The following is a 3,268-nucleotide window of genomic DNA, read 5'->3' as shown; positions in this document are numbered from 1 at the left end:
TGCGTTTCCGACTCTATCAGATCTTTTCTCGACCCGATTTCCTCGGCGCTTTCCAGGTTCCCGCTTCCGCGTTTCCCTTTCCGGCGGTTCCGACTCTATCAGACCCTTTCGGAGTCCGATTCCCGGCCGGCGGGATTTGTCTGCCGGCTTTCGGCTTTCGCCTCCGGCCTTTCGACATCCACCACTTTAACCGACTCCCTCGGCGACTCATAATCGAGTCTCACGAGTTCGAATTCGGGCGCGCGGGCGCGTCGGAATCGACCCCGCTGAGGGGCTGTAGTTGAGTGGAGGTTTGGCCGCTCCGGCTGCAGGCGATCGCCGTACCCGGTTCAGCGGCTCGGGCCACATTACGCACCTTGGCGGGCCGCGTCAACTCCGTCGCCGTGGTGCGTGCGCCCGGTAGGGGCTCACCGTCGGGTCGTCCGCCACCCAGTAGCGCCAGGGATGCTGCTCGCCGTTCCCGCCCTCGCCGGCGACGCCGGTCCGGGGGCCGCTGCGTACCTGGCCGGCGGGGACGGGCGTGCCGGTCAGCATCCTCAGGGGTGTCTCGCCGGAGGTGCACACATCCGTGCCGTCCAGGGCGCGGTCCACCTCGAGGGCGGTGGCCAGCCGGGCCGGCCCCTTGGCCAGTTCCTTGTCGCTGCGGGCCGAGACGCGCCGCTTGCGGGCCAGCTCGGCTCCCTCCACCACCTCGCCCGCGCGGAGCAGGACCGCGCTCGCCCGGCCCTCGCGTCCGCAGACGAGGTTCATGCAGTGCCACATGCCGTAGGTGAAGTAGACGTACACGTGTCCGGGAGGACCGAACATCACCGCGTTGCGGGGGGTGCGCCCGCGGTAGGCGTGGGAGCCGGGGTCGTTCGGGCCGTCGTACGCCTCCACCTCGGTGAGGCGGAGGGCGATCGGGCCGTCGGGTGTCGTCCGGACCAGGATGCGGCCGAGGAGGTCCGGTGCGACCTCCAGCACCGGGCGGTCGAAGAAGGTGCGGGGCAGTGGCGTACGGTCCGGGGGCGCGATCATGCTCTCCGAGGGTAGCCCAGACGGAGCACCGCACCGGCGGAACCGGCCGGGGGCGGATCGCGTTGGTAGGGGTCGAGGGTCCATTCGTAAAGGGAGAGTCATGGCGTTCAAGAAGCTGCTCGCGAGCCTCGGGGCCGGCGGTGCCTCGGTCGAGACGGTGCTGAGCGAGGTCAACGTCGTACCGGGTGGTGTCGTCCAGGGTGAGGTGCGGATCCAGGGCGGGTCCGTGAACCAGGCCGTCGAGGGGCTGTCCGTCGGTCTGCAGGCCAAGGTCGAGGTGGAGAGCGGCGACCAGGAGTACAAGCAGGACATCGAGTTCACCAAGGTGCGGCTCGGGGGTGCCTTCGAGCTGGAGGCGGGGGCCGTGCACGCGGTGCCGTTCGGGCTGGAGATCCCCTGGGAGACGCCGGTCACGATGATCGACGGGCAGTCGCTGCGCGGGATGCACATCGGGGTGAGCACGGAGCTGGCGATCGCGCGGGCCGTGGACTCCGGTGACCTGGACCCGATCAACGTGCACCCGCTGCCGGCGCAGAAGGCGATCCTGGACGCCTTCATCCAGCTGGGCTTCCGCTTCAAGAACGCGGACATGGAGCGCGGCCACATCCGGGGGACGCGGCAGAAGCTGCCGTTCTACCAGGAGATCGAGTTCTTCCCGCCGTCGCAGTACCGGGGCCTGAACCAGGTGGAGCTGAGCTTCGTGGCGGACGAGCACGCGATGGACGTCGTGCTGGAGATGGACAAGAAGCCGGGTCTGTTCAGCGAGGGTTCGGACACCTTCCGGTCCTTCCAGGTGGGTCTGAACGACTGGCAGGGGACCGACTGGGCGGCTTACCTCAACCAGTGGCTGTCCGAGGTCGGCAGCAAGCGCAACTGGTTCTAGGCTCGGGACTGCTGATTCCAGTCATCGACCAGGAGGGTACCCAGGTGACCGAGCTGAAGCGGCGGCCGCTCCCCCACGACTTCCATCCGCCCGTGCCGTCGTTCACGGTGACGAGTGAGGACGTCGAGGAGGGCGCGACGCTGAAGAGCGCCCAGGTCCAGGCGGAGGGGAACACCTCTCCGCAGCTGCGCTGGGAGGGCTTCCCGCCGGAGACCAAGAGCTTCGCCGTGACCTGTTACGACCCCGACGCCCCGACGGGCAGCGGGTTCTGGCACTGGGTCCTGTTCGACATCCCGGCCTCGGTGACGGAGCTGCCGGCGGGTGCGGGCGGCGGGAAGTTCGAGGGGCTGCCCGAGGGCGCCGTCCACGCGCGGAACGACTACGGGACGAAGGACTTCGGCGGTGCCGCCCCGCCGCCCGGGGACGGCCCGCACCGGTACGTCTTCACGGTGTACGCGGTGGACCAGGAGAAGCTGGGTCCGGACGCGGACGCCTCGCCGGCCGTCGTCGGGTTCAACCTGCGGTTCCACGCGATCGCGCGTGCCCAGCTCATCGGTGTGTACGAGAACCCCGCCGAAGGCTGACCGCACCTCTCGGCGCACCCCTGCGTTCATGGAAGTTTTGCCCGTCTCCGGTCTTGGAAGTGATCGGAGGCGGGCAGTTTTTATTGCGTTGTCCATCTCGGCGCGCCCGTCCAGAGTTGGTCCGAGCCCGCCGGGGGGTGGGCCGGCGCACATGGGAGGTGGGCTGGATGCGTGACACGCTGGTGCTGAACGCGAGCTTCGAGCCGCTGTCGACGGTGACTCTGAACCGGGCCGTTGTCCTGGTGCTCCAGGACAAGGCCGTCGTCGAGCAGGCCCACTCCGAGCTGCGTATGCGAGGTGCGGATGTGGACATACCCGCGCCCCGGGTGATCCGGCTGTGCCGGTACGTACGGGTTCCGTTCCGAAGACAAGCTCCGTGGTCGCGACGGGGTGTGCTGGTCCGGGACCGGCACCGGTGCGCGTACTGCGGGCACCGGGCGACGACCGTGGACCATGTGCTGCCGCGGTCGCGGGGTGGGCAGGACACCTGGCTGAACACGGTGGCCGCGTGCGCGCAGGACAACCACCGCAAGGCGAACCGGACTCCGGAGGAGGCCGGGATGGCGTTGCTGCACGAGCCTTTCGAGCCGACGCCGGCGGACGCGATGCTCCTGGCTCTGGGCCGGGAGGACTTCGGCGCGCTTCCCGAGTGGCTGGCCCGGGAAGCGGCCTAGGTGTGCTGTCCGGAGAGGTTGGTGACGCGGCTGGCTGGTGGTTGGCCGCTGATGCCGGTGTGGGGTCGGTGGTAGTTGTACCAGTCCAGCCAGTCGGGAAACGCGGCTTG

At 69.1% G+C, this 3,268-nt stretch carries 4 protein-coding genes and 1 pseudogene; 3 read left to right on the top strand and 2 right to left on the bottom strand.

The genetic code is table 11. The features are described 5' to 3' along the window. Window positions 1-369 precede the first annotated feature (369 nt). Window positions 370-1,017 carry a DNA-3-methyladenine glycosylase gene (locus ACF1BE_RS35015; protein WP_392203027.1) on the bottom strand — a complete coding sequence of 216 codons (648 nt, stop codon included), beginning with the start codon at window positions 1,015-1,017 and terminating at the stop codon, window positions 370-372. Between the two features lie 100 nt (window positions 1,018-1,117). On the opposite strand from ACF1BE_RS35015, the gene ACF1BE_RS35010 reads away from it, so the two are divergent. From ACF1BE_RS35010 to ACF1BE_RS35000, 3 genes are all read left to right on the top strand, one after another. Next, on the top strand, window positions 1,118-1,900 hold the full coding sequence (locus ACF1BE_RS35010) for a sporulation protein (protein ID WP_392203026.1): 783 nt from the start codon (window positions 1,118-1,120) through the stop codon (window positions 1,898-1,900). A gap of 44 nt (window positions 1,901-1,944) precedes the next feature. Continuing rightward, a complete protein-coding gene (locus ACF1BE_RS35005; RefSeq protein ID WP_392203025.1) occupies window positions 1,945-2,484 on the top strand; it encodes a YbhB/YbcL family Raf kinase inhibitor-like protein in 540 nt (179 codons plus the stop codon). A 167-nt stretch (window positions 2,485-2,651) separates the two neighbouring features. Beyond that, window positions 2,652-3,158: an HNH endonuclease gene (locus tag ACF1BE_RS35000; protein WP_392203024.1), complete on the top strand. Its 507-nt coding sequence runs from the start codon at window positions 2,652-2,654 to the stop codon at window positions 3,156-3,158. On the opposite strand, the pseudogene ACF1BE_RS34995 reads toward ACF1BE_RS35000, so the two are convergent. Continuing rightward, window positions 3,155-3,268: pseudogene (locus tag ACF1BE_RS34995) on the bottom strand (IS481 family transposase); the annotation flags it as partial. The gene ACF1BE_RS35000 and the pseudogene ACF1BE_RS34995 overlap by 4 nt on opposite strands.

This window comes from Streptomyces sp. NPDC014991 (genome assembly GCF_043080665.1).
Taxonomy (GTDB): Bacteria; Actinomycetota; Actinomycetes; order Streptomycetales; family Streptomycetaceae; genus Streptomyces.
The sequence above is the reverse complement of the archived record's forward strand: the minus strand, read 5'-3'. Positions and strand labels throughout refer to the sequence as shown.